The 25,640-nt window shown below is 69.2% G+C and carries 22 protein-coding genes and 1 pseudogene; 14 read left to right on the top strand and 9 right to left on the bottom strand.

All coding sequences use genetic code 11. From position 1 onward, the window contains the following. The 3 genes and pseudogenes from ACNQQL_RS24600 to ACNQQL_RS24610 form a co-directional block, all read left to right on the top strand. Positions 1 to 946 (top strand): annotated as a pseudogene (locus tag ACNQQL_RS24600) (DUF802 domain-containing protein); the annotation flags it as partial. A 3-nt stretch (positions 947 to 949) separates the two neighbouring features. Then, positions 950 to 1,594: an OmpA family protein gene (locus ACNQQL_RS24605; RefSeq protein WP_347066311.1), complete on the top strand. Its 645-nt coding sequence runs from the start codon at positions 950 to 952 to the stop codon at positions 1,592 to 1,594. Then, the gene (locus ACNQQL_RS24610; RefSeq protein ID WP_347066313.1) at positions 1,591 to 2,217 is read left to right on the top strand and encodes a DUF2894 domain-containing protein; all 627 of its coding nucleotides are present in this window, start codon (positions 1,591 to 1,593) and stop codon (positions 2,215 to 2,217) included. The genes ACNQQL_RS24605 and ACNQQL_RS24610 overlap by 4 nt, the downstream gene beginning before the upstream one ends. Positions 2,218 to 2,257: 40 nt before the next feature. On the opposite strand, the gene ACNQQL_RS24615 is transcribed toward ACNQQL_RS24610, so the two are convergent. After that, positions 2,258 to 2,830, bottom strand: coding sequence for an NADPH-dependent FMN reductase (locus ACNQQL_RS24615; RefSeq protein ID WP_347066316.1), 573 nt, complete (start codon positions 2,828 to 2,830; stop codon positions 2,258 to 2,260). A 104-nt stretch (positions 2,831 to 2,934) separates the two neighbouring features. Next, positions 2,935 to 3,561, bottom strand: coding sequence for a histone acetyltransferase (locus tag ACNQQL_RS24620; RefSeq protein ID WP_347066318.1), 627 nt, complete (start codon positions 3,559 to 3,561; stop codon positions 2,935 to 2,937). On the opposite strand from ACNQQL_RS24620, the gene ACNQQL_RS24625 reads away from it, so the two are divergent. Then, positions 3,560 to 3,808, top strand: coding sequence for a hypothetical protein (locus ACNQQL_RS24625; RefSeq protein ID WP_347066320.1), 249 nt, complete (start codon positions 3,560 to 3,562; stop codon positions 3,806 to 3,808). The two genes, ACNQQL_RS24620 and ACNQQL_RS24625, sit on opposite strands and share 2 nt — an antisense overlap. A 340-nt stretch (positions 3,809 to 4,148) precedes the next feature. Here ACNQQL_RS24625 and ACNQQL_RS24630 read toward each other — a convergent pair whose 3' ends face one another. Together ACNQQL_RS24630 and ACNQQL_RS24635 are read right to left on the bottom strand one after the other, a co-directional pair. After that, the gene (locus ACNQQL_RS24630; protein ID WP_347066322.1) at positions 4,149 to 5,432 is read right to left on the bottom strand and encodes an isoprenylcysteine carboxylmethyltransferase family protein; all 1,284 of its coding nucleotides are present in this window, start codon (positions 5,430 to 5,432) and stop codon (positions 4,149 to 4,151) included. A 120-nt stretch (positions 5,433 to 5,552) separates the two neighbouring features. Further along, positions 5,553 to 7,727, bottom strand: a complete 2,175-nt coding sequence (locus tag ACNQQL_RS24635; RefSeq protein WP_416392711.1) for a collagen-like triple helix repeat-containing protein — start codon at positions 7,725 to 7,727, stop codon at positions 5,553 to 5,555. Positions 7,728 to 8,093: 366 nt separating this feature from the next. On the opposite strand from ACNQQL_RS24635, the gene ACNQQL_RS24640 reads away from it, so the two are divergent. Continuing rightward, positions 8,094 to 8,492, top strand: coding sequence for a carboxymuconolactone decarboxylase family protein (locus ACNQQL_RS24640; RefSeq protein WP_072442106.1), 399 nt, complete (start codon positions 8,094 to 8,096; stop codon positions 8,490 to 8,492). Positions 8,493 to 8,546: 54 nt separating this feature from the next. On the opposite strand, the gene ACNQQL_RS24645 is transcribed toward ACNQQL_RS24640, so the two are convergent. From ACNQQL_RS24645 to ACNQQL_RS24655, 3 genes are read right to left on the bottom strand one after another with little or no spacing between them, the layout of a single operon-like run. Continuing rightward, positions 8,547 to 9,533 (bottom strand): alpha/beta fold hydrolase, encoded by a 987-nt coding sequence (locus ACNQQL_RS24645; protein WP_204422434.1) that lies wholly within the window; start codon positions 9,531 to 9,533, stop codon positions 8,547 to 8,549. 7 nt (positions 9,534 to 9,540) lie between these two features. Continuing rightward, positions 9,541 to 11,124 (bottom strand): NAD(P)/FAD-dependent oxidoreductase, encoded by a 1,584-nt coding sequence (locus tag ACNQQL_RS24650; RefSeq protein WP_347066328.1) that lies wholly within the window; start codon positions 11,122 to 11,124, stop codon positions 9,541 to 9,543. Then, positions 11,121 to 12,023 carry an SDR family NAD(P)-dependent oxidoreductase gene (locus ACNQQL_RS24655; protein WP_347066330.1) on the bottom strand — a complete coding sequence of 301 codons (903 nt, stop codon included), beginning with the start codon at positions 12,021 to 12,023 and terminating at the stop codon, positions 11,121 to 11,123. Before ACNQQL_RS24655 ends, ACNQQL_RS24650 begins: the two co-directional genes overlap by 4 nt. Positions 12,024 to 12,126: 103 nt before the next feature. Here ACNQQL_RS24655 and ACNQQL_RS24660 point away from each other — a divergent pair, with 103 nt between their 5' ends. Continuing rightward, positions 12,127 to 12,768 (top strand): TetR/AcrR family transcriptional regulator, encoded by a 642-nt coding sequence (locus ACNQQL_RS24660; protein WP_256345941.1) that lies wholly within the window; start codon positions 12,127 to 12,129, stop codon positions 12,766 to 12,768. 317 nt (positions 12,769 to 13,085) lie between these two features. Here the strand turns inward: ACNQQL_RS24660 and ACNQQL_RS24665 are convergent, their stop codons facing one another. After that, on the bottom strand, positions 13,086 to 13,349 hold the full coding sequence (locus ACNQQL_RS24665) for a fucose-binding lectin protein (RefSeq protein ID WP_072442095.1): 264 nt from the start codon (positions 13,347 to 13,349) through the stop codon (positions 13,086 to 13,088). A gap of 209 nt (positions 13,350 to 13,558) precedes the next feature. Beyond that, on the bottom strand, positions 13,559 to 14,503 hold the full coding sequence (locus tag ACNQQL_RS24670; protein WP_347066333.1) for a LysR family transcriptional regulator: 945 nt from the start codon (positions 14,501 to 14,503) through the stop codon (positions 13,559 to 13,561). 127 nt (positions 14,504 to 14,630) lie between these two features. Between ACNQQL_RS24670 and ACNQQL_RS24675 the strand changes: the two genes are divergently transcribed. The 8 genes from ACNQQL_RS24675 (at position 14,631) to ACNQQL_RS24710 (ending at position 25,515) form a co-directional block, all read left to right on the top strand. Continuing rightward, the gene (locus tag ACNQQL_RS24675; RefSeq protein WP_347066335.1) at positions 14,631 to 15,305 is read left to right on the top strand and encodes a glutathione S-transferase; all 675 of its coding nucleotides are present in this window, start codon (positions 14,631 to 14,633) and stop codon (positions 15,303 to 15,305) included. Positions 15,306 to 15,340: 35 nt separating this feature from the next. Next, positions 15,341 to 17,413: a pyridoxamine 5'-phosphate oxidase family protein gene (locus tag ACNQQL_RS24680; RefSeq protein ID WP_347066337.1), complete on the top strand. Its 2,073-nt coding sequence runs from the start codon at positions 15,341 to 15,343 to the stop codon at positions 17,411 to 17,413. Positions 17,414 to 17,534: 121 nt separating this feature from the next. Continuing rightward, a complete protein-coding gene (locus ACNQQL_RS24685) occupies positions 17,535 to 17,738 on the top strand; it encodes a DUF2970 domain-containing protein (RefSeq protein ID WP_034182111.1) in 204 nt (67 codons plus the stop codon). 602 nt (positions 17,739 to 18,340) lie between these two features. After that, complete coding sequence (locus ACNQQL_RS24690; RefSeq protein ID WP_347066339.1) at positions 18,341 to 20,572, top strand: TonB-dependent siderophore receptor; 2,232 nt, start codon at positions 18,341 to 18,343, stop codon at positions 20,570 to 20,572. 59 nt (positions 20,573 to 20,631) lie between these two features. Next, positions 20,632 to 21,264, top strand: a complete 633-nt coding sequence (gene pnuC, locus ACNQQL_RS24695; protein WP_347066341.1) for a nicotinamide riboside transporter PnuC — start codon at positions 20,632 to 20,634, stop codon at positions 21,262 to 21,264. A gap of 36 nt (positions 21,265 to 21,300) precedes the next feature. Further along, on the top strand, positions 21,301 to 22,491 hold the full coding sequence (locus tag ACNQQL_RS24700) for a phosphotransferase enzyme family protein (protein WP_347066343.1): 1,191 nt from the start codon (positions 21,301 to 21,303) through the stop codon (positions 22,489 to 22,491). A gap of 229 nt (positions 22,492 to 22,720) precedes the next feature. Next, positions 22,721 to 24,022 (top strand): TolC family protein, encoded by a 1,302-nt coding sequence (locus tag ACNQQL_RS24705; RefSeq protein ID WP_347066345.1) that lies wholly within the window; start codon positions 22,721 to 22,723, stop codon positions 24,020 to 24,022. 26 nt (positions 24,023 to 24,048) lie between these two features. Beyond that, positions 24,049 to 25,515 carry an efflux RND transporter periplasmic adaptor subunit gene (locus ACNQQL_RS24710; RefSeq protein ID WP_347066347.1) on the top strand — a complete coding sequence of 489 codons (1,467 nt, stop codon included), beginning with the start codon at positions 24,049 to 24,051 and terminating at the stop codon, positions 25,513 to 25,515. Positions 25,516 to 25,640 lie beyond the last annotated feature (125 nt).

Genomic DNA, 25,640 nt, shown 5'->3' on the forward strand with positions numbered 1-25,640 from the left:
GACGAAGCTTGGCGACGAATGGCAGCGCGCAGGCGTGCACAGCGCAGGCCGTCAGCAGGAAATCTGCGATGCGCTCGCACAAACGACGCGCGACCTCACCACGCAGGCCGCCACGTTCGAGCAACGCTCGAACGAACTGCTGACGACGATCCGCGATTCGCACACGGGCCTGCAAACGCAACTCGCGGCGCGCGACGAACAGCGCCTCGCCGCATGGAACGATTCGCTCGCCGCGATGACGGCCGCGCTGCGCGACGAATGGGCGCAGACGAGCGCGCTGGCCGCGACGCGCCAGCAGGACATCTGCGACACGCTGGCCCGCACCGCGAACGACATCACCGCGCAGGCGCAGGTACACGCGAGCGACACGATCAACGAGATCGCGCGCCTCGTGCAGGCCGCGTCGGAGGCGCCGAAGGCCGCGGCCGACGTCGTCGCCGAGCTGCGCCAGCGCCTGTCCGACAGCATGGTGCGCGATACCGCGACGCTCGAGGAACGCAGCCGCCTGCTCGCGACGCTCGAAACGCTGCTCGGCGCGGTCAACCACGCATCGACCGAACAGCGCACCGCGATCGACGCGCTCGTCAGCACGTCGGCCGACCTGCTCGACCGCGTCGGCGCGCGCTTCAACGACACCGTCGATGCCGAAACGCGCAAGCTCGATTCGGTGGCCGCGCAGGTCACCGCGGGCGCGGTCGAGGTCGCGAGCCTCGGCGATGCGTTCGGGATGGCCGTGCAGGTGTTCGGCGAGTCGAACGACAAGCTGCTGACCCATCTGCAGCGCATCGAGGCCGCGCTCGAGAAATCGCTCGCGCGCAGCGACGAGCAGCTCGAGTACTACGTCGCGCAGGCGCGCGAGGTGATCGACCTGAGCATGATGTCGCAGAAGCAGATCGTCGAAGACCTGCAGCAGCTCGCCGGCCGGCGGGCGCCTGTCGGAGCGTAACGCATGCACGACGAAATCGACGGCGGCGCGCCATCCGCGCCGGTATGGCCCGCGTTCGCCGACCTGATGTCGGTGCTGCTCGGCGCGTTCGTGCTGATCCTCGTCGGCGTGATCGGCATGCAGCTTCAGCTCACGTCGAAGCTCGAGGAAGCCGTGCGTGCGCGCCAGCTCGAAGCGCAGCAGCGCAAGTCGCTCGAACAGGCGCTCGCCGGGCCGCTCGCGGCCGGCCGCGTGACGCTCGTGAACGGGCGCATCGGCATCAGCGGCAACGTGCTGTTCGCGCTGAATTCCGACCAGTTGCAACCCGCGGGCCGCGACCTGCTGAAGACGCTGGCCGCGCCGCTGGCCGCCTATCTGAAGACACGCGACGAGATCCTGATGATCAGCGGCTTTGCCGACGATCAGCAGGTGCATGCCGGCAATCGCCAGTTCGCGGACAACTGGGAGCTGTCGGCCAAGCGCGCATTGACGGTCACGCGTGCGATGATCGACGCCGGCGTGCCGGCGCCATCGGTGTTCGCGGCCGCGTTCGGCTCCGAACAGCCGGTCAGCTCGAACGCGGACGATGAAGGCCGCGCGAAGAACCGCCGCGTGGAGATTGCGCCAGTGCCGCGCAAGAGCGCATCGAACGGAGGGAAGGCGAAGTGACGGACGACTCGACGCCCGCCCGCGCGACGCTCGACGCATGGCGCGAGCAGGGCGCCGACCGGCTCGATCCCGTGCGCTTTCACCGGATCGACGCGCTCGAACGGCGCGCGGCCGTGCTCGACGGCGACGCACGCGACCTGCTCGACGCGCGGCTGGCAGCCTTGATCGACGGCTTCGCGGAGGTCGTCGCGCGGGCCGATGAAGCGAAGGCCGCGCGCGACAATGCGCAAGCCACGGCCGGTGCGCCCGTACGCGGCGCGATTGCGGAACTCGTCGAACGGCTCGCGCGCGATGCGCAGGCCGACCGGCGCGGGCTCGATCCCGATCTGGTCGACTACTTCCGCACGATGTGGTCGAAAGTCCGCACGGAGCAGCAGTACCGGCAATCGCTCGACCAGGTGCCGCGCAATGCGGGGCCGCTCAATTCGAATAGCCTCGTGCACCGGTCGCTGTCGACGATGCGCGAGCTGTCGCCGGAATATCTGCAGCAGTTCCTGTCGTACGTCGATGCGCTCGCGTGGCTCGAGGATCTCGCCGGCGGCGGCGCGCAGCCCGAGAAGGAAGCGCCGCGCGCGAAAACATCGAAACCGGCGAAAAAGGTGACGCGCGCCAAGGCGCGGTAACGCGGCACGCATTCACGAACGAACACCGGGTACGTGGCGGCTAGCGGCCCGGCGCTGTGTCGTCGATCGCCGCGCGCAGCGCGTGCAACGCATCGGCCAGCGCCGACGCGAACGGCGGATGCGCGGCGATGCCCGCCGCATCGAGCTGGCTCCCGAGGATCGGCAGCGCGATCGATGCGCGCTCGACGATGCGTGCGGACATCACCGACAGCGTTTCCCGCAGCGCCGCGTCCGCGTGCGTCGCGCGCGGCGACGCATTCAGCACCGCGACCGGCTTGTAGACGAGCGCTTCGCATCCGACGACCCAGTCCAGCGCGTTCTTCATCACGCCGGTCACGCCGTGCGCGTATTCCGGGCTCGCGATCAGCACGCCGTCGGCCGCGTTCAGCCGATCGATCAGGTCGCGCACGGCGGCCGGCGACGGGTATTCGGTATCGGGATTGAACAGCGGGAATTCGCCGAGGCGATCGAAGCGCGCGATGCGCATGCCGCGCGGCGCGACGAGCGCGGCTGCATCGAGCAGCGCGGCGTTGTACGACTGCGACCGGAGGCTGCCGCACAGGGCGACGATGTCGATGCGGCGGTCGGCGTCGGTTCGGGGATCGGTGGTCATCGATGAGCGTTTCGGTTGGCGTGGTGCGCTGCCGCGTCGCGCGGACCGGACGGATTATCGCATCGGCGTTCGGGCCGCGTGGTGCGCGGTGCGTGCCGCCGACGCTACGCGGTCCGCGCCGATGCGTTGAACCTTGTCGCGGAATCGCAGCGAGCCGCTTCGGCGTCGCTCATCCCGGCCGCCCGCGCGAATTCCGTCATCGCCCACCCGTTGCCGAGCAACAGCCGCCGCGTATGCAGCGCGCCGTGCACGTCGTCAGGAACGGTGTCGCCGAGATAACGCAGCGCGCGGCCCTCGACATCGACGAAGCCGTGCGGGTAATGCTGCGCGAGCGCCGTCCACAACTGCGCGGCGCCGACCGACTGGCGCGCGCCGCTGATTAGGCACAGGCCCGCGTCGAGCCCCCAGCGATACAGCGTAGTCGTGAGGCCCTTGCGTTGCGCCGAGCCGCGCAGCCGCGTATGCGGTGCGCGCAGGTAGCGGTCGGCGCGGCGCGGGATTTCGGGAAGGCGGTTGAATACCGTGTAGCCGGCGAGCTGGCGCGCGGCCGGATCTTCGACATACAGGAAGTATTCGCCGTCCGCTTCGCGGTGGCGGACGATCAGGCCCGAGCGGCCGAGCGCGACGGCCGGGAGGCCGTGCAGGCGGTGGCCCGGCTGGTGGAGGCGTGCGTGGAGCGTGTCGAGTTCATCGTCGATGTCGTGCTGGGAATGCTGTACGTCGATGCGCATGGCAAAGGTCGCCCGTCCCGGGCGGTTCGAGAAAGAGGTTCATCGCAACAAGGGAAAGGGAACGGGGGCGGCCCCCGGGCTCGGCGAAGCGGGCCGGGGCCGCGAATCAGCTGGGGATGTGCTGGAAACCGGCGGCGATCGCGGCGAGGCCCGCGATGCAGAGTGCGAACAGGATCAGGACTTTGTGGATCACGCCTCTTTCCTCATCAATGCGCGGTACCGGCGGGCGGCATCGCGGAGACGGTGAGCGGCGGGCACGGCCCGCACGGCCGTCGTGCGGGACGACGGTCGGGTGTCCGCGCGACGGTTCGAGCGCGGACGGCCAGCACCATACGCGAGGTGCCGGGGGCGGGCAATCGGACTGGCGGAGAAAAGCGACGAAAAGCGGGGAATCGCGGCGTTTCGCGACAATTGGCCGCAAGCGGCCGCGCGCCTTCGCGCCGAACGATGCGTGCGAACACGGATCGCATGGCGATTGGGGAAAGTGCGTGGCGACTGTCTTTGTATATCCGGAACCGGTGAAACGCCGACGTCCATTCGATGACCGGAGCGGCAACGCAGCGCCTCCCCGGCCGCCGGCCGACGCGTCACGCCGGCTGCTGCACCCCGAACGCCTGCCTGATCCGTGCAAACAACCCGTGCTGCGCGATCCATTCGGCGTACGCACGATAGTCCGGATCGCGCATCAGGTGGCGTTCTTCCGTCTTCGCGCGCAGGTAATAGATCAGGTTGACCGCGACGAGCGCGGCGCAGTGCATGAGCCCGACCTCCCAGCCGAGCGGCTCGACGAACGGCACCGACACCATCCAGTACGACAGGTTCTTCGTGATGTACGCCGGATGCTTCGTGAAGCGGTACGGGCCCGACGTGATGATTCCGCGGTTGGTGAGGTTCGAGAAGCGCAGCCCGAACGAGATCGTCGACAGCGCGTAGGTCATCAGCAGCAGGATGATCACGGCGCCCCAGATCACGCGCAGCGTCGGCGCGGACAGCAGCCAGTTGTCCCAGAACAGCGAGCCTTCGTAGCGGATGTAGTGGCTCGAGATCAGCGACCAGAACGGTTGATAGCAGATCAGCGTGGCGCCCCAGCCGAGCGCCGTCGGCTCGACCGTGCGCACGTGACTGTCGAGGATGCGGAACGTGCACAGGTAGCCGACGGTGCCGAACATCAGGTCCATCGTGAACGACAGGTCGTACAGGAACGAGAACGTCGCGAGCGACATCGGCGCATTCATCGCGTGCGCGAGCGACGCGGTCAGATGATCGGCGTCTTTCGACAGGTAGACGGTCATCAGCGGCAGGAAGAACGTCTTCACGCCCCAGCCGGCGAGCATCTCGCGCACCGGCTGCCAGCTTGCGGGCCGCTCGCGGCGGAACAGGAAGCGGCCCCACAGCAGGTACGCGTCATCGGTTTCGCGCTGATGGCGGTCCATCCACATGAAATAGAACGGCGCGGCGACGATCACGTACGGGGCGAGCGCGCGCAGCAGCGACCAGAACGGCCGGTAGAAATCGCCGTGATATTCGGGCAGCAGCCAGTACAGCATCCCGATGCCCGCATAGATCGACGTGAGCGCGCCGAGCCGCGTCGCGACGCGCGCGAGGCCGAGCGGCCGCACGGCCTGGCGTGACAGCCCGGCGCTCGGGCGCAGGTAGACGCGCGAGATGAGGATTTCGTGCAGCGCGATCGTGCCGATGATCGCGAGGCTCGCGATGATTGCGCGCGTCGCGGCGTCGAGGGCCGGCTGGTCGCGCGTGAACCACAGCGCGAGGAGCCCGGCCGCGATGCCGAGCAGGCCGGCACGGAAGGGCGTGGCGGAACGGGGCGGGCGGTCCTGGACCGCGGCGATGCCGTCGAGCGTGGAATTCATGATCGGATCCTCGTCGGGATGACGGCCGGCGCCCCCGCTTGGCGGGTGACGCCGGCCGTCGGCCGGGCTTTGTATTGATGCATGCCCGGCCATTGGCCTGTGGTTCTGGTCGGTAAAGCGTTACTTCTTGGTGCCGCCGCCCAGCAGACCGCCGAGCAGGTTCGTCACCGGCGACAGCAGGTTGGCTGCACCGCCCGCGGTACCGCCGTTCGAGCTGCCGGTCAGGGCCGCCACAGTGCCGCTGCCGGCCGGTGTGGTCGCCGTGCCGGCTGCGACGCCGGGGCTGGCCGTGCCGATGGCACCTGCCGAGCCGGCCGGCGTCGTCAGCGCGCCCGTCAGCGTGCCGACCGGGCCGCTCGTCAGCAGGCCGCCGACGGCGCCCGTCACGTTGCCTCCCGGCGTCGTGACCGTGCCGGTGAGGCTTGCTCCGAGCGGCGTCAGCGCGTTGACGAGGTTGGTGACCGGCGCCAGCAGGCCGCCGACGCCCGAGCCACCGGTACCGCTCGTGCCGCTCGAACCGAGGCCGCCGAGCGCGCCGGTCACGGTGCCGAGCAGGCCGGTGACCGGTGCAAGCGGGCCGCCGCCGGTGCCGCTCGTGCCGCCGGTACCACCCGTACCGCTGGAGCTGCTGCCGCCGCCGAGCCCGCCCGTCAGCGTACCGAGCAGACCGGTAATCGGGGCGAGCGGGTTGGTGCCGCTGCTGGAGCTGCCGCTGGACAGCAGGCCGCCTGCCGAGGCCACCGTGTTGCCGAGCTGGGACACGCCGTTGCCGGCGCTCGTGCCGACCGGGTTGCCGGTCGCGCTGCCGATCTGCGAACCGGCGAGGCCGAGGCCGCTCCCGAGCGTGCTCAGCAGTCCGCTGAGCGGGGCGCCGAGCATGGTTGCGCCGCCGAGCATCTGCGTGGCGCCAGGCGTCGTGACGCCGCCGGTCAGCGTGTTCGTGATCGGGTTGATCACGCTGCCGAGCTGCGTCTCGAGTTGCTGGACCGGCGCGCTGTTCAGCGCGGTATTCAGCGCCGATGCGGTCGAGTTGACCGCATTGCCGACCGTGTTGACGAGATTGCCGACCAGGGTCGTCGCCGGCGCGAGCGGCGACAGCGGACCGGTGCCGAGGCTCGTCACTGCGTTGCCGAGGTTGTTGACCGCGCCGCCGGCGCCGGTCAGCAGGCCGGTGGTCGACGTGAGCGTCGGGCCGAGCGGGTTCGGCGACACGCCGATCGAGCCGAGGCCGGCCGCGACGCCGTTGCCGAGCGACTGCACGCCGTTGCCGAGGCTCGTGACCGCGTTGCCGACGCTGGTGGCCGTCGTCGGGTTCGTGCCGGGGATCTGCACGCCGCCGATCTGCGCGCCACCGTTCGCGACCGTCGTGCCGAGTGCCGTCACGAGGTTGCCGGATTGCTGGAGGACATTGCCGAGCGGGGTGACGCTGGTGCCGGAAGTGCCCGAGGTGCCGGAAGTGCCCGAGGTACCGGAAGTGCCCGACGTGCCCGACGTGCCGGAGGTGCCCGAAGTACCCGAGGTACCGGAAGTGCCCGAGGTACCGGAAGTGCCCGACGTGCCGGAAGTACCCGAGGTACCGGAAGTACCCGAGGTGCCGGAGGTGCCCGACGTGCCGGAAGTGCCCGACGTGCCGGAAGTGCCCGAGGTGCCGGAAGTACCCGAGGTACCGGAAGTGCCCGACGTACCGGAAGTACCCGAGGTACCGGAGGTGCCCGACGTGCCGGAGGTGCCCGACGTGCCGGAAGTGCCCGAGGTACCGGAAGTACCCGAGGTGCCGGAAGTACCCGAGGTGCCGGAAGTACCCGAGGTGCCGGAAGTGCCCGACGTGCCGGAAGTGCCCGAGGTGCCGGAAGTGCCCGAGGTGCCGGAAGTACCCGAGGTACCGGAAGTACCCGAGGTACCGGAAGTGCCCGACGTGCCGGAAGTGCCCGAGGTACCGGAAGTACCCGAGGTGCCGGAAGTACCCGAGGTGCCGGAAGTACCGGAAGTACCGGAAGTACCGGAAGTACCGGAAGTACCGGAAGTACCGGAAGTACCCGAAGTACCCGAAGTACCCGAAGTACCCGAAGTACCCGAAGTACCCGAAGTACCCGAAGTACCCGAACTCCCGCCACCCGAAGTCCCCGACGAACCGCCGCCCGACGTACCGGACGTCCCCGATGTACCGCCGCCCCCCGACGTGCTCGGCTTGATCGACGGCGGGGTCGTCGGTCCATCGACCGAGCCGCAACCGTACAGCGCGAGCAGCGACGAGACGGCCATCGTTACCGTCGTCCTTTTGAAGATATTGTGCATGTAGGCCTCGACATTGGAAGTGTGTCCAAGCCTCCTCTGCAAATTCCGCGCCATGACGGATTTATCGAAACGGCGTCGCGCTTTGTTGCACGAATCGGGAATATCAACGCGATTTAAACGGAGGAATGGCGGTTTCGCGCGACGGGCACGCACCGTGCATGGATGCGGCGGTGGCGATGTTCCCGTAAGCCGCCGTAACGCGCGGCCGGATGTTACGTAGCGTTCGACCGCCCGTCACGCGAACAGCCGCGAACCGAGGGCTGCATCTTTGACGAAACGCGCCGGCCCCGTGAACATGGCGCGAAATCTCCCGGCCGCCGGCGACGCCGCCGCGGCCACGACCACGACTTCACCCAGGACACGGACATGAGCGAACAGGACAGGGAATACGGCAAGGCGCGGCGGATCGACGTGATGGGCGAGGCGTTCGTCGAGCGCGCGATGCGTGACCTCGACGGATTTTCGCGTCCGTTGCAGGACTGGCTGAACGAACACGCGTGGGGCAGCACGTGGCACCGGGGCGGGATCGACCTGAAGACGCGCAGCCTGTGCACCTGCGCGATGCTGGCGGCGCTCGGCCGCGGCACGGAACTGAAGGGTCACATTCGCGGCGCGCTCAATAACGGCGCGAGCCTCGTCGAGATCCGCGAGGTGCTGCTGCACAGCGCGCTGTACGCGGGCGCGCCGGCCGCGGTCGAGGCATTCCGCAACGCGCGCGAGGTGATCGCGGATCTCGGGCTGTCGGTGCCCGACGACGAAGCCTGATTCCGTCGCAGCACCGGCTGCACGGCACTGAATCGAGCCCCGCGTCGTTCCCGTTCAGGACTCGATACGCGCAGCTCGTGCGACGGCGTCGGCTGGCGCGGCGGCGACTTCGAGCAGCCAGTCGGCCGTCGCATCCGGAATCGTGACCGGCAGCATGTGTCCGCCCTCGACGACCTTCAGCCGCACGCGCGCCGATTTCTTCGCGAGCGCATCGCCGTGCTCGCGCCAGTTCAGGATCGGATCGGCGTGGCCGTACAGCACGTCGACCGGCAGCGTGAGCTCCGCGTAGCGGCGCACCATCGCGGGCAGGTCGACGGGCGCCGACAGCAGGTCGGTCGCGGTCGCGTAGAACACATGCGGCCGCATCCCGAGCAGGCCGCCGCCCTTGGTGGGGAAGTCGCGCGGCACGTCTTCCGGCGCGAACACCTGGCGCACGGCGTTGCGGCCGGTCAGGATCGTCAGCGGGATTGCGAAGGTCCACGACACGAAGCGGCGCACCAGCGGCGACGGCAGCATCAGCGGCCGGAACGGCGCCGGCGGCTCGGATTGCTCGTGCGACAGCGGCGCGATCAGTGCGAGCCGGCTCACGCGGTCCGGATGGTTGAGGCCGACCGCGAGCGCGATCGCGCCGCCGAGCGAATGACCGACCAGCACGGGCTTGTCGAGCCGCAGCGCGTCGATGAACGCGGCGACCGTGCGCGCCTGCGCGAACACGTTCGCCTGCGAGCCCGCGCCGCGGGTCGAGCGGCCGGCGCCGGGCCGGTCGATGAGGATCACGCGATGCCGCTGCGCAAGCCGCGCGAGCGGCAGGTACGCGAAGTTGCGCAGTTGCCCCGCGAGCCCGTGAACGAACACGATTGGCGGGCCGTTGCCGTATTCGACGTAGTGGATGCGGTCGCCGCCGATGTCGACGAAGCGGCCTTCGGGCGGGAACGCGCGCGTCACGCGGCTGGCGACGTAGCCGGAAAACAGCGCGAGCGCGGCGAGCACCGCGACGACGCCGAGCAGCACGTTCTGGATCAGATGGAGCGTAGGGGTCATGTCGGCCTCAGCGGGTTTCGAGTGCGGGTTCGGCAACCGGCGCTGTCGCAGCCGGGCCGGTTTTCGCGCGGCGTTCGAAATGCATCGCCGAATCGGCGAGCGCGCTGAACTTCAGCGATGCGAGATCGAGCACGTAGTTCTGGTGGAATTTCCACGGCTTGCGATGGCCCTGCTTCGGCAGGATGCCGGCCGCGCGCTGGATGTAGCCCGAGCTCAGGTTGACGGCCGGCACGTCGCCGAGATCGCCGGCGCCGAGCCGCGGCACGCACGTGTCGTAGCCGTTCGCGCGCATGTGGTTGAGCAGCCGGCACACGTAGCGCGCGATCAGCTCGGCCTTCAGCGTCCACGATGCATTCGTGTAGCCGAACGACGACGCGAGGTTCGGCACGTCGCTGTACATCATTCCCTTGTACGACACGGTCTCCGGCAGGTCGACCGTGCGGCCGTCGACCGTGACGCGCGCGCCGCCGAGCAGCTTCACCTTCAGCCCGGTCGCGGTGACGATCACGTCCGCGTCGAGCTGCTGGCCGCTCTTCAGCGTGAGGCCGGTCGGCGTGAAGCGCTCGATCTCGTCGGTGACGATCGACGCGCGGCCCGCGCGGATCGACTTGAACAGGTCGCCGTTCGGCACGAGGCACACGCGCTGGTCCCACGGCATGTAGCGCGGCGTGAGGTGCTTCGCGACGTCGAAGCCGGGGCCGAGCTGCTTGCTGGCCGCGCGGATGATGAACTTCTTCGTCTGGTCGGGCTTGCGGCGCGACACGTTGTACAGGTACATCGTCAGCAGCACGTTCTTCACGCGCACGAGCCGGTGCGCGAGCCGCGACGGCAGCACGCGGCGCAGCGCGTTCGCGATCCTGTCGCGCGCGGGCAGCGACACGATGTAGGTCGGCGAGCGCTGCAGCATCGTCACGTGCCGCGCGTCGGCCGCCATCGACGGCACGAGCGTGACGGCCGTCGCGCCGCTGCCGATCACGACGACGCGCCGGTTCGCGTAGGTCAGATCCTTCGGCCAGTGCTGCGGATGCACGAGTTTGCCCTCGAACGTGTCCATGCCGGGCCAGTCGGGCAGATAGCCTGCGTCGTAGTCGTAATAGCCGCTGCACATGAACAGGAAGCGGCAGGTGTAGACGAGCGTGTCGGTCGCGCCGTCGCGCGTGCGCTCGATGCGCACCGTCCAGCGCGCGCGGTTCGAGTCCCAGTCGGCCGCGACGACCTTCTGACCGTAGCGGATCGTCTTGTCGATCCCGTATGTGCGCGCGGTGTCGCGGATGTAGTCGAGGATCGTCTGGCCGTCGGAGATCGCGTTGTCGCTGTGCCACGGGCGGAAGCTGTAGCCGAGCGTGAACATGTCGGAATCCGAACGGACGCCCGGATAGCGGAACAGGTCCCAGGTGCCGCCGATCGCGTCGCGCGCCTCGACGATCGCGACGCTCGCATGCGGGCAGCGCTGTTTCAGGTGATACGCGGCGCCGATGCCGGACAGGCCGGCGCCGACGATCAGCACGTCGAGGTCGTTGCCGTCGCCACGGTCATGGCGGGCGCCGGGGGCGGGCGGCGCGTCGCGCCGGTCGGTCGTCGTCGAGGTCATGCGAGGTCCTTGGTCGGCGTGGCCGGGCGTGCGGCCGGGGCGTGGGTGCGTTCGAGATTGCGTGCACGGGCGCGGCGCACATGGCGCAGCATCAGCCGCTGGTAACCGGCGCCGAGCAGGCGCGCGATCCGGTCGAGCCGGCGCGCGTCGGCGCCGACGAGCACGCGGCGTGCATTGCGCTCGACGCCCGCGAGGATCTGCCGCGCGGCATCGTCGGCCGTCGTCGCGCTGATCAGGCGGTTCGCCTGCCGGCGGTGGGTCGCTTCGTCCTGGCCCGTGAGCGCGTGAATGCTGGTATCGACGCGGCCCGCATCGACGATGTTCGTCGCGACGCCGCCTGGATGCACGCAGGTCGCGCTCACCGGCGCGCCGTCGAGTTCGAGTTCCATCCGCAGCGCCTCGGTGAAGCCGCGCACCGCGAACTTGGTTGCGTTGTACGCGCTTTGCGTCGGCATCGCGACGAGCCCGAACAGGCTCGACGTGTTGACGACGTGGCCGTCGCCCGACGCACGCAGGTGCGGCAGGAACGCCTGCGTGCCGTGCACGACGCCCCAGAAATTGATGCCGACGATCCATTCGAGATCGGCGATGCGCGCGGTTTCGGCGCTGGCGGCCAGCGATACGCCAGCGTTGTTGAAGATCAGGTTGACCTTGCCGTGTTCGGCGCGGACGAAATCGGCCCACGCGAACACCGCATCGCGGTCGGCGACGTCGAGCCGCCGCGTGCTCACGCGCACGCCGTGCTGCGCGCACGCGGCCGCCGTGCCGGCGAGCCCGGTTTCGCCGACGTCGGCGAGCGCGACCTCGCAGCCGCGCCGCGCGAGCTCGACCGCGAGGCTGCGACCCATGCCCGAACCGGCGCCCGTGATCGCGGCGACCTTGCCGGAAAACCCGTTCATCCGTTGCTCCTCCCGCTCCGCTGGTACTGTGCCGGCGGAGCGTCTATTGTGGTGTTGGTCGTCACCACTTTAGTTTTAGGGTGTCCTGATGTCAAATAGCGGAATGGAGAAAGCACTCGAAACGAAAAAACGGGGCCGGTCGTACGGCGGCGTGGCGCCCGAGGTGCGTGCCGCCGAGCGGCGCGATGCGCTGATCCGCGCGGCGACGCGCGTGTTCGGCACGGTCGGGTTCCGCAAGGCGACCGTGCGGGCGATCTGCCGGGAAGCGAAGCTGAACGATCGCTATTTCTATGCGGCGTTCGACAGCACCGAGGATTTGCTGCGCTGCACCTACCTGCATCACGCGGAGCGGCTGCATGACGCGGTCGCGCAGGCGGTCGCCGCGCGCGGCGGCGATCTGCGCGAGAGCGTCGACGCGGGGCTCGCCGCGTTCTTCGCGTTCCTGCGCGATCCGTGCGCGGCGCGCGTGCTGCTGCTCGAGGTGATGGGCGTGAGCGCGGATACCGACATGACGTACCAGCGCATGCTGATCGACTTCGGCAAGCTGATCATGGCGATCGGCGCGCCGCGCGAAGCGGCGACGCCCGCGGAGCGCACCGAGCAGCGGCTGATCGGGCTCGCGCTCGTCGGCGCGATGACGAACGTCGGCGCGGCGTGGCTGCTCACCGACTATCGCGATCCGGAAGCGCAGATGGTCGCGAGCTGCAGGAAGGTGTTGCTGGGGACATTGCGGGAGATTGGATAACCGGATGGCATCGCATCGTTCGTGTTACCCCCCCCGGAAAATTGCAGTCTGAAAATGAAAAGAACGCAGCAATCACACGGCGCGCCGGACGTCGTGCCGATTTTTGCGTTTTAGTCGCCTTTTTAATAATTAAAGGGCGATCGATTTTTGGGGGTTAATGATTGTCAAAAAGTCGTCATTGTTTTTGATTCCGGTTCGATGTGGCGATGAATGGATGAAAACAATGTGGAGCGAATTAAAAAGCGGCGCAATGCAAAGAGTCAGCTCGCATTGCGCCGATCGTGGCGCGAAATCCTTCGCGCCCCAGGCACGATTGATTAGGAACCCGTGTATCCGCCCCGGGTCCAGCCGTCACCATCCCAGCAATACTCGGTCGTCGTGCCGCCGCTCGTCGCGTACACGCGGATGTGAACGGCGCTCCCGACCAGCCAGCAGGTGGCGGACACGTTGTCGCCGGCCTGGTTGAACGCGCCCGTGTACCACTTCTGCCCGTCGTAGCAGCGTTCGGTGATCTTGTTGCCGTTGGCCGTGTAGACACGAATCGACGGCGTGGTTCCCCATGAAATCGCAGCGGTTTGCATTTCCAGACTCCTTGTTTGATTGAATAAAACGGGGAATTGAAAACGTTTCGGTAAACGCGAATTGGCGTATTACCGGGAATAAGGTTAGTAGAAAATTTGGAAAGCAATGCGCTATTTTTTTGGGGAATAAAAGGGCGTATTTATTCGGGGCGGGAAAGCCGCGGGGAAAGGGGATTGGAAGCGGGGCAAAAACGCGTGGCGATCCGGATTCAGCCTGCGGCTCGTTTCGATCGTACCGGCGCCGCCGGCGGCGTTTCGCCGATCCTTTGCTTCATCGCATCGATGAACGCCCGCACCTTCGGCGAAGGCAGCCGCGTCGACGGATACACCGCATGAATCCCGGCCGGCGCCGAGCGCCACGCGGGCAGCAGCCGCACGAGCCGGCCGGCCGCGACGTCGTCGGCGGTCGAGAAATCCGTCAGCAGCCCGAAGCCGCCGCCCGCGAGCACGATCGCGCGGCATGCCGTTGCGGTGTTCGACACGACCGGCGCGACGCAGCGCACCGACACGCTGCCGCCGCGCGCGTTGTCGAGTTCGAACGTGTGCGGGCGCGGCAGCGTCGACAGCATTACGAACGGCAGCGCGGCAAGCGCATCCGTATCGCGCGGCAGCCCGTAGCGCGCGACGAACGCGGGGCTCGCGACCAGCCATTTCTCGTACGTGCCGAGCTGCACCGCGCGATAGTTCGAATCGGCGAGGCGGCCGATGCGGATCGCGACGTCGAGGTTGTCCGCGACGAGATCGACGATGCGGTCGTTCGCGACCAGCTCGACGTCGAGCCCCGGATGCGCGTCGCGCAACGCGACGACGGCCGGCGCGACGACCTGCGCGCCGTAGTCGATCGGCACGCTCACGCGCAGCGTGCCGCGCAGCGGCCCCGCGTCTGACGACACCGCGTCGAGCGCGGCTTCGGTGGCGCGCACGATGGCGCGGCACGCGTCGTAGAACGTACGCCCAGCGTCGGTCACGCTCAGCCGCCGCGTCGTGCGCACCAGCAGGTTCGCGCCGACCTCGGATTCCAGGCGCTGCATGTGCGTGCTGACGACCGTCTTCGCGAGGCCGAGCCGCTCGGCCGCGGCCGTCAGCGAGCCGGCATCGACCACCGCGACGAAGATCGCCAGTCGGTTCAGGTTCACGTCGCGCAGATCGGCCATCGTCGATTGTCCTATGAAAGCGGATAATGTTTCAGTGATTATCCGTCTTCTGGCCGCGAACCGCGAGCGCTACTCTGGGGCCGTTCGTCGCCGATTCCCGGCGACGCGAGATTCCGGAGTGTTTTCCATGTCCGTCGCCAGCAAGCCTGCCTCCGCAGCGCCCGTCGCCGGTAAGCCCGTCGCCCCGATTCGCGTCTATTCGTTCCCGCTGTCCGGGCACGCGCATCGCGTCCGGTTGTTCGTGTCGCTGCTCGGCCTGCCGTCCGAGACCATCGACGTCGACCTCGCGGCCGGCGCGCAACGCGAACCGGCGTTCCTCGTGCTCAATCCGCTCGGGCAGGTGCCGGTGATCGACGACGGCGGCACCGTGCTCGCCGATTCGAACGCGATCCTCGTGTATCTCGCTAAGCGCTACGGCGACGCGCACTGGCTGCCCGACGATCCGGCCGGCGCGGCGGTCGTGCAGCGCTGGCTGTCGTATGCGGCCGGGCCGATCGCGTCGGGGCCTGCCGCGGCACGGCTCGTGACCGTGTTCGGCGCGCCGCTCGACCAGGAAGCGGCCAAGCGCACGGCCGCGAAGCTGCTCGACGTGATCGACCGCGAACTGGCCGGCAAGCCGTTCGCCGCCGGCGCCGAGCCGACGATCGCGGACATCGCCGCCTACACGTACATCGCGCACGCGCCGGAAGGCGGCGTATCGCTCGAACCGTATCCGCACGTGCGCGCATGGCTGGCGCGCGTCGAGGCGCTGCCGGGTTTCGTCGGCATGCCGACGACGCGCGCGGGCCTGCTCGCCGCGTAACGCCAACCGAAGCCGCGCCTGTTCAGGAGAATGCGATGAATGCTCCGACCGCCGCCGTACCGGGCTGGGAACTCGACGCCGCGCCGTTTCACGCGGGCGAACTCGCGGTGCAGCAGCGCGCGGGCGTAACGGAAGCCGCGGGCGCGGCCGGCCGGCGCGGAATCCGGCGCTTCATGCCGGACCAGCACCGGACGTTTTTCGCGCAGCTGCCGTTCTTCGTGCTCGGCGGCGTCGATGCGCACGGCCAGCCGTGGGCGACGCTGCGGGCCGGTGCGCCGGGGTTCGTCACGTCGCCGGATGCGCGCACGCTGCGCATCGCGGCGCCCGCGCTGCCTGGCGATCCGCTGGGCGGCGCGTGGCAGCCGGGCGCGCCGCTCGGCGGGCTCGGGATTGAATTCGATACGCGGCGGCGCAATCGCGTCAACGGCGTCGTGCGCGCCGTCGACGGCGATGCGCTGACGATCGCCGTCGAGCAGAGCTTCGGCAACTGCGCGAAGTACATCCAGGGCCGCACGCCGACGTTCGTCGCGCGCGACGGCGATGCACAGGTCAAGCCCGACGTGTCGGACCGGCTGAGCGATGCGGATCGCGCGCTGCTCGCGCAGGCCGATACGTTCTTCGTCGCGAGCGCGAACACGTCGGCGGAAGCGGGCGCCGCGCGCGGCGCGGACGTGTCGCATCGCGGCGGGATGCCGGGCTTCGTGCGCGCCGACGATGCGCACACGCTGACGACGCCGGATTTCAGCGGCAACCGTTTCTTCAACACGCTCGGCAACCTGCAGCACGATCCGCGCGCGGGGCTGCTGTTCGTCGATTTCGACAGCGGCGACCTGCTGTACGTCGCCGCGCGCGCCGAGATCGTGTGGGACGGGCCGCTCGTCGCGTCGTTCGACGGCGCGCAGCGTGTCGTGCGGTTCCATGTGCGGGAGGTGCGGCGCATGCGCGCGGTGCTGCCGTTCCGGTGGTCGGCGGTCGAGCGCGCGCCGCAGTTCGCGGCGATGGCGGCGGCCGCGGGTGAAGCGGTGACGGCGGCGGTCGCGCCGGTGCCGTCCGCATCGGCACACCAATTAGCACCCGCATGGCGATCGCTGCGCATCGCGAAGATCGTCGACGAAGCGCGCGCGATCCGCTCGTTCCATTTCGAACCGGTGGACGGTGGCGCGTTGCCCGCATATGACGCCGGGCAGCATCTGACGCTGCGTGTTGCGTTGCCGGGCAGCGATGCACCGTTGATTCGTAGCTACACGCTTTCCGAGGCACCGGGCGGCGCGCATTACCGGATCACGGTGAAGCGCGAAGGGCGTGTGTCGGCATGGCTGCACGATCACGCGCGGGCGGGCATGACGCTCGACGCGCAGATGCCGCGCGGCCGCTTCACGTTCGATCTCGCGAGCCCGCGCCCGGCCGTGCTCGTGTCGGCCGGCATCGGCATCACGCCGATGATCGCGATACTGCGCCGCGCGCTGGCCGACGCCGCGCCGTCGCGCCGCGTGGTGTTCGTGCACGGCGCGCGCGAAGCGGCCGACCGGCCGTTCGCGGCGGAACTGGCGCGCATCGCGGCCGCCGATACGCGGCTGTCGCTGCACTGGTTCGACAGCCGTCCGCACGGCGACATGGCAGCGCGGGCCGGCCGCATCGACATCGCGCAACTGAAGCGGATCCTGCCGTTCGACGACTACGACTTCTACCTGTGCGGGCCCTCGGCGTTCATGCGCGATCTGTACGACGGGCTGCGCGCGCTGAACGTGCCGGACGAACGCATCCGCTTCGAGGCGTTCGGGCCGTCGAGCGTGGCGCGCAGCGTGACCCGAGCGGCAGGCACGGCAGGCTCGCCGGCGGCGAGCGTGCCGGTCGTGTTCCGGCGCACCGGGCGCGAAGCCGCATGGACGCCCGCCGACGGCACGCTGCTCGAATTCGCGGAAGGGCAGCGCGTCGCCGTGCCGTCAGAATGCCGCTCCGGTTCGTGCGGCACGTGCGCGACGCGCGTGCTGTCCGGCGCGGTCGACTACGAGCAAACGCCCGACGCGGCGGTCGAACCCGGCTGCGCGCTGCTGTGCGTCGCGCGGCCCGCGCAACGCGCCACGGAACCGCTCGTGCTCGACCGCTGACGCGCCTGCGACATGCGGCCGCAGACGGCCTGCTGCGCGAAAAGCGCGCGCAACTGCTTCTTTTTTCGGATGCCGGTTGGATCGACGATAGCGTCAACCGATTCGATGAAAGGAGCGCATCATGAAACTGCTCGGCATGATCAAGCTGGTCCTGTGGAGTTTCTTCGGCGTACGCAACAGCAAGGCGCACGCAGCCGATCTCGCGAACGTCAACTTCACGCTGCTGCCGTTCGTGGCGATCCTGCTCGCGCTGCTCGTCGGCGCGGTCATCTACGGCGTCGTGCATCTGGTCGTCGATCCGACCGTGACGATGCAGGGGTTCTGAGCAGCGCGTGAATTGCGAGCGGGAGATCATTCCCGCTTCGGTTTCCGGCCGCATGGCCGGCGCATGATTGCGCCGGTCTTCGAGGTTGCCCTGCGCGCCGAGCATCGCTGCCACATTGCCGCCGTTGCCATGTGGCACGAATTGCGTTTCCCCATTCCCGTTCTTTCCCGCCTCCCGTTCCGCTAGATTCCACGGCCTTGATCCCCGCCCGGGGTAAAATGCGCGCCACGCCGCGATGTCGCGTGCGACGGGTTGGCCGCCGTTCCGACGAACGGCGCGCACAACTGCCCGACGCCCGCACCGCGGCGTTCGAAGCGTCCCCCGCATGACATGACCGCGCGAGGCCGCCGGCCGCCCGACAGGCACCCGACGAACCCGTCGACGGCTGCGTCGGCTCCCGGTGCGTCACCCGAATCCGATGTCCCATCCTGCGTCTTCCCGATCGATCGACCGGCACGCATGCGTGCCGTCTCGTCCGATTCGTCCGATGAATGTCGTGCCGGCCGGATGCGCCGCGGGTGACGATTCGTCCGCGAGCGTGCGCTTCGCAGCTTCGTAACGTGTTTCGACAGGGTCGAGTGGCGAGTTTTCCATCCAGAACAATGACGGTGAATAAAACAACAGCGTCGCCCGTACGGCGGCGGCGCGCGAAGGTCGGGCTCGGAGTCGGTCTCGGCATCACGCTTTTCGCGGCGCAGGCTGCGGCAGCCCAGGGCGACGCGCCGGCACCGGACGCCGATGCGGCCGGCAGCGCGACGCTGCCGACGATCACGGTGAGCGGCGAGCGCGGCAACGCGTTTCGCGTGCGCAACGCGTCGGTCGCGGGGCTCGACGACACGCCGCTGCGCGATACGCCGGCGTCGGTGAGCGTCGTGACGCGCGCGCAGCTCGACGATCAGCAGGCGAAGCGGCTGAGCGACGTCGTGCGCAACGACGCGTCGGTCGTCAACGACTACGCGCCGGTCGGCTATTTCGAAGGCTTCGCGATCCGCGGCTTTCCGGTCGATCTCGCGAGCGCGATCCGGATCGACGGGCTGACGGTGTCCGGCGAGCAGAACGTGCCGCTCGAGAACAAGGAGCGCGTCGAGATCCTGAAGGGGCTTGCCGGCATCGACAGCGGTGTCGTCGCGCCCGGCGGCGTGATCAACTTCGTGACGAAGCGCTCCGCGAACGTCGCGAGCTTGACGGCCGGTGTCGATAGCCGCGGCTCGACGTCGGCGGCCGTCGATCTCGGCCGCCGCTTCGGCACCGACCATCAGTTCGGCTTCCGGATCAATGCCGCGAAGGAGAACATGCACTCGTATATCGACGGCACGAACGGGCGGCGCACGTTCGGCTCGATCGCCGCCGACTGGGACATCAGCCCGCGTGCGAGCCTGCAGCTCAACGCTGAATTCCAGCAGTGGATCCAGCGTTCCGCGCCCGGCTACCAGTTGCTCGGCGGCACCGTCGTGCCGTCGGTCAAGACGACGTCGAAGGCGCTCGGCACGCAGCCATGGGCGAAACCGGTGACGACCGACGCGCTGAACCTGAACGCGCGCTTCGACTACCGGTTCAACGACGACTGGAACGCATACATCGCCGCGGGCCGCAGCCGCACGATGATCGACGACAACAGCGCGTTCGCGTACGGCTGTTCGTACGCGGCGAGTTGCGCGGCCGGCGCGACGTCGCCGTTCTTCTTCGGCGCGAACGGCGACTACGACGTATACGATTTCCGCAGCCCCGGCGAATACCGGCGCAACGACGACCTGCGCGCGGTCACGACGGGCAAGTTCGCGACGGGGCCGCTGCGGCACGAGCTGACGCTCGGCGTGAGCGTGCAGCGCCGCGTCGTGCACATGGCCGACGCCGTGTACGACTACGTGGGCAGCGAGAACATCTACGGGCCCGACGTGGCGTTCGCGCCGTCGCCGAATTCGCCGGGCCCGTCGTATCCGCGCCTCGACGCGTGGCAGTACGGCGTGTTCGGGATCGACCGCATCAGCATCGGCGAACACTGGCAGGTGCTCGCGGGCGGCAAGGAAGTGCTGCTGCGCCAGCGCAGCTGGAGCAGCCTTGACGGCGCGGATACGCGCACCGACCGCTCCGTGTTCCTGCCGCAGGTCGCGCTCGTCTACAAGCCGGTGAACGTGCTGTCGCTGTACGCGTCGTACAGCAAGGCGCTGTCGCTAGGCGATCAGGCGCCGGTGCGCGCGACCAACGCGTATGCGTTCCTGCCGCCCGTCGAATCGCACCAGATCGAGGTCGGCGCGAAATACGACTGGCTCGACCGGCTGAGCCTCACGGCCGCCGTGTTCTCGATCAGCAAACCGTTCCAGTTCGCCGACCCGGACGCATCGGGTGCGACCTACACGTTCGTGCAGCGCGGCACGCAGCGGCACCAGGGGATCGAGCTCGGCGCGGCCGGGCGCATGACCGAGCGCCTCGCGCTGACGGCCAGCGTCGCCGCGATCCGCGCCCGCGCGGTCGATTCGGGTTCGCCGGCGTACGAAGGACACCAGATCATCAACGTGCCCGCGCTGCGCGCGTCGCTGTATGCGGACTATGCGGTGCCGGGCGTCGCGGGCCTGAACGTGCTCGGCGGCGTCGAGTACAGTGCGGCCCGCAACGCGAACGAGGAAGGTACCGCGCGCGTGCCGTCGTGGTTCGTGTTCAATCTCGGCGCACGCTATACGACGAAGATCGGCGGTCATCGCACGGTGCTGCGCGTATCGGTGGACAATCTGTTCAACAAGTTCTACTGGCGCGACGCGGGCGAGCAGCAGGGCGATGCGTACCTGTTCCCGGGTGCGCCGCGCACCGCGCGCGTGTCGTTGAGCTATGATTTCTGATCGTCCGGAACCGGCCGTATGACGCGCGGCCCCGGCAGCTACCCAGGAGAGCACAGACGATGTCCCCACTCGAAATCGCCGGCGTGATCGTCAGCGCGCTCGCGATCTGGCTGACCGCGAAGCGGCGCATACTGTGCTGGCCGGTCGGGCTCGCGTCGGTCGCGCTGTACGGCTGGATCTTCTTCGACGCGAAGCTGTATTCGGACATGCTGCTGCAGGGCGCGTTCGCCGTGCTGCAGGTGTACGGCTGGCAGCGCTGGCTCGCGCAGCGCGCGAGCGAAGCCGACGGCGGCGCGGCGCAGGCCGGCGACGTGGCGCCCGTCACGGGCGTGCGGCCGCGGCAGATGCTGCCCGACCTGATCGCGGCCGTCGTCGGCAGCGCGCTGCTCGGCGGCATGATGGCGCGCTGGACCGATGCGGCGCTGCCGTTCGTCGATGCGTCGCTGACCGCGTTCAGCCTCGTCGCGCAATACTGGACCGCGCGGCGCTACATCGCGTCGTGGGGGCTGTGGATCGTCGTGAACGTCGTGTACGTCGGGATGTTCGTGTTCAAGGAGCTGTATCTGACGGCCGGACTCTATGCGCTGTTCATCGGGCTCGCCGTCGTCGGCTGGCGCGACTGGAGCCGGACGGCCGCGGCGCTGCGCGCGGCGGCCGGCGGCGCGCTCGCGTCGGGCGGCGGCGCGCGCTGATTCACGCATCGATTCAACTACGGAGCAACGTCGTTCATGTCATTCCCACTCGAGCCGGACGGGCCAGTATCGCGTGACGTCGCGCCGCCGCAATTCGGCGTCGACGGCGAGCAGGCCGAACGCGACTGGCCGCTGATGACGCACGACGAGGTGGCGGCGGTGCTCGCGCGGATCGACGGTGCCGGCGAGCCGGCCCGGCTGACGTGGCACAGCCCGCGGCAGTTCGCGGCGGCCGTGCTCGTGCGGATGGCGGATGGGCGCGGGCTGTTTGTCAAGCGCCATCACGCGAGCTTGCGCGATGTCGCGGGGCTCGAGGAAGAGCATCGCTTCATCGCGCATCTGCGCGAACGCGGCATGCCCGTGGTCGACGTGCTCGCCGGTCGCGACGGCGCGACCGCGTTCGCATCCGGCGACTGGACGTACGAGGTGCATGTGCTCGCGCCCGGCGTCGACCCGTATCGCGGCGTGATGTCGTGGCAGCCGTTCGCGCATCCGTCGCATGCGTACGCGGCCGGCCGCGCGTTGGCCGAGTTGCACCGCGCGTCGGCCGGCTACGATGCGCCCGCGCGGCCCGTGCGCACGCTGCTGTCGAGTTTCCGTGTGCTGTCGTCGGCCGATCTGGCGGGCGCGCTCGAACGCTGGGTCGATGCGCAGCCGCTGCTCGTGCGCGCGCTCGGCGCGCGCGACTGGCGCGGCGACGTCGCCGACGCGATCGGCCCGTATCACGCGCGCCTCGTGCCGCTGCTGCCCGCGTTGCCGCCGCTGTGGACGCATGGCGACTGGCATGCGTCGAACCTGCTGTGGACCGATGCGGGGCCCGGCGCGCAGGTGCGAACCGTGCTCGATTTCGGGTTGTCGGATCGCACCTGCGCAGTGATGGACCTCGCGCTCGCGATCGAGCGCAATACGGTCGACTGGATGGCGCCGGCCGACGCGCGACGCATCGAATACGAGCAGATCGACGCGCTGCTCGACGGCTACGAATCGCTCGAACCGCTGAGCGACGATGCCTATGCGGCACTGGTCGCACTGCTGCCGATCGTGCATACGGAGTTCGCGCTGTCGGAAGTCGCGTATTTCGGCTGCATCATCGATGCGCCGGCCATCGTTGACATCGCGTATGACGGTTACCTGATCGGGCACGCGCGCTGGTTCGGCGAACCGGATGGGCGGCAACTGCTCGACTGGCTCGAAGGGCGCCGGCGGATGAAGTCGCGCAACATCTGAGCGTCGTGGCGCGCTCTTCGGTTCATTCAGACGAAACGCAGGTATTCTGATCGAGTGCGGCGGTTCTCGCCGCGCTCAAGTTCTTCTTTCGTGCGCAGCGCATGATCCCCGCGCGCCACGTTCCCGCCGGATCTCTTCAACGAAGATGACGGAAATATCATCTTCGCCTCATGTTTGCACTGCGGTTGCTCCGTAGCATCGGTCGCGAAACCGTAACCGCAGGCTCGCCATGTTCATGCACACCCTGGTTGCGCTCGCCGTCCTTGCGACGGCGGCGACAGCCCATGCCCAATCGTCCCCGCTACCCGCCGCGCCAGGCGAGCCGCCCTCAGCCGTTTCGCCGCAGCCCGACGTGGCCGGTGCCGCGCCGCTGACGCTCGCCGACGCGCTCGACGCGGCCGCGCGCAACAACCCGGCGCTGCGCGGCGCGCGCGCCGACGTCGATGCGTCGGCCGGCGCGCTGATGCAGGCCGGCGCGCGCCCCAATCCCGAAGTGTCGTTCCTGCAGGAGGGATTTCGTCGCGCCGAACGCACGTCGACCGCGATGATCACCCAGACGATCGAACTCGGCGGCAAGCGAAGCGCGCGGCTCGATGTCGCGTCGTACGGCAGGGAAGCGGCCAATGCGTCGCTCGACGAGCAGGGCGCCGTCGTGCGCGCCGACGTGATCGCCGCGTTCTACGGTTTGCTCGCCGCTCAGCGGCAGCTTCAGGTCACCGGGGAATCGGCGGCGATCGCCGCGCGCTCGGCGGATCTCGCCGGGCGGCGCGCACAGGCCGGCAAGGTGTCGCCGGTCGAGGCGACCAAGGCGCAGGTGGCCGCGGCGGCCGTGCTGATCGAAGTCGCGACCGCACGCGGCCGCGTCGACGTCGCCCGCGAAAAACTGAATGCGGCGATGGGCGGCGCGCGCGCCGATCGGCGCGATGCGGTTGGCGACCTCGAAGTCGTGCCGGCGGTCGACCCGCTGCCCGCGCTCGTCGAGCGGCTCGACGACGCGCCGCTCGCGCGCATCGCGCGCGTCGAGATGCTCCGCTCGAACGCGGCCGTGTCGCTCGAACGCGCGCGGCGCATTCCGGACGTAACGGTCAGCGCGGGCGTGAAACGCGTGACCACGGGCGGCGTGCCGGACAACCAGGCCGTCGTCGGCGTGTCGATCCCGATTCCGCTGTTCAACACGAACAAGGGCGCGCTGCTCGAAGCGACGCACAAGGCCGAGCGCGCGAATGCCGATCTCGATCGCGAACGCGCGCGGCTGCGGCTGGAGTTGACGCAGGCCTATGCGAACTTCGAGGCCGCCGCACAGGAGGCGCGGCGCCTGAAGACCGACATCCTGCCCGGCGCGCGCACCGCGCTCGACGCGATGTCGCGCGGCTACCAGCTCGGGAAGTTCGGCTTCCTCGACGTGCTCGATGCGCAGCGCACGCTGTTCCAGGGGCAATCGCAATACGTGCGCGCGCTCGCCGACGCCCATACGGCCCGCGCCGACATCGGCCGGCTCGTCGGCACGCCGCTCGCGGCCATCGCGCAATAAGCGCCCCTCTTACCTGAAGGATCGTCATGTCACGCAGCAGAATCTTCATCATTGCGGTGGCCGTGCTCGGCGGCGCCGGAATCGTGCTCGGCGCGCTCGCCGTCACGCGGGGCGGCGGCGCGCCAGCGCCATCGGCCGCCGAAGCCGCACCGCCGGCCGATGGCGCCGGCGCGCGGGGCGGCGTCGTGCTGAAGCGCGGCAGGCTGTCCGTCGAGATCGTCATGACGGAAAAGCCCGGCGACGCGCGGCTCGTCGTCTATCCGTTCGTCGACGGCAAGCCGGCCGACAAGGGCGTGACCGTGTCCGGCACGCTGGTCCGCTACGACCGCACGCATGAACCGCTGCGTTTCGACGCGGCCGGCCAGAAGTTCGTGTCAGCGCAGCCGATCGCCAAGCCGCACGTGTTCGATGCGACGATCGACGTCAAGGCGGGCGGCGACGCGGCGTCGTTTCCGTTCGCGCGCGCCGACGGCGCGATCGCGCTGACCGACGCGCAGTTGGCGACCTCGAAGATCGGGCTCGCGAAGGCCGGCCCCGCGCAGATCGCGACGCCGTTCCAGTTGCCGGGCGAGATCAAGTTCAACGAGGATCGCACCGCGCACGTCGTGCCGCGCGTGGCCGGCATCGTCGAGCAGGTATCGGTGTCGCTCGGGCAGAACGTCGCGAAGGGGCAGGTGCTGGCCGTGATCGCGAGCACCGATCTCGCGGACCGGCGCAGCGAACTGCTGACGGCCGAGCGCCGGCTGTCGGGTGCGCGCGCAACCTACGAGCGCGAACGCACGCTGTGGCAGGAGCGCATCTCGGCGGAACAGGACTACCAGCAGGCACAGGTGCAGTTGCGCGAGGCCGAGATCGCCGTGCAGAACGCGCGGCAGAAACTCGCCGCGCTGAACGCGCCGGCGGGCGCGGGCGCGCTGAACCGCTACGAGCTGCGCGCGCCGTTCGCGGGCACGATCGTCGAGAAGCATGCGACGCCCGGCGAGGCGATCGCCGCCGATGCAAGCATGTTCGTGATCTCCGACCTGTCGACCGTGTGGGCCGAGATGGCCGTGCCGGCGCAGCGGCTGAACGATGTGCGCGTGGGCCGCGACGCGACCGTCAGCGCGACCGCGTTCGAATCGCGTTCGAGCGGCCCGATCGCGTATGTGGGCTCGCTGCTCGGCGAACAGACGCGCACCGCGCCTGCGCGCGTCGTGTTGCCGAACCCGGACGGCGTGTGGCGGCCGGGCATGTTCGTGAACGTATCGGTCGACGCGGGCAAGCAGGGCGTGGCGCTCGCGGTCGCGAGCGATGCGCTGCAGGACGTTGACGGCGCGCCGTCGGTGTTCGTCCGCTCGCCGAAGGGGTTCGTCGCACAGGCGGTCGAGACGGGGCGGCGCGACGAGCGCGCGACCGAAGTGCTGAAGGGGCTCAAGCCCGGCCAGGAATATGCGGCGTCGAACAGCTTCGTGCTGAAGGCCGAGCTCGGCAAGGGGAGCGCGGAACATGAATGAGCGTCACGCGCGTGCCATTGCACGGTTTTCGACCCGCTATGCGGCCCGATATGCGGCTCGATTTGCGACCCGTCGAGTGACCGGTCGCGCGGCCCGTCCGGTGAGGGTGACCGTTCCCCGTTTCA

The sequence above is a fragment of the Burkholderia sp. LFS061 genome, from assembly GCF_047978125.1.
GTDB lineage: Bacteria > Pseudomonadota > Gammaproteobacteria > Burkholderiales > Burkholderiaceae > Burkholderia > Burkholderia pyrrocinia_C.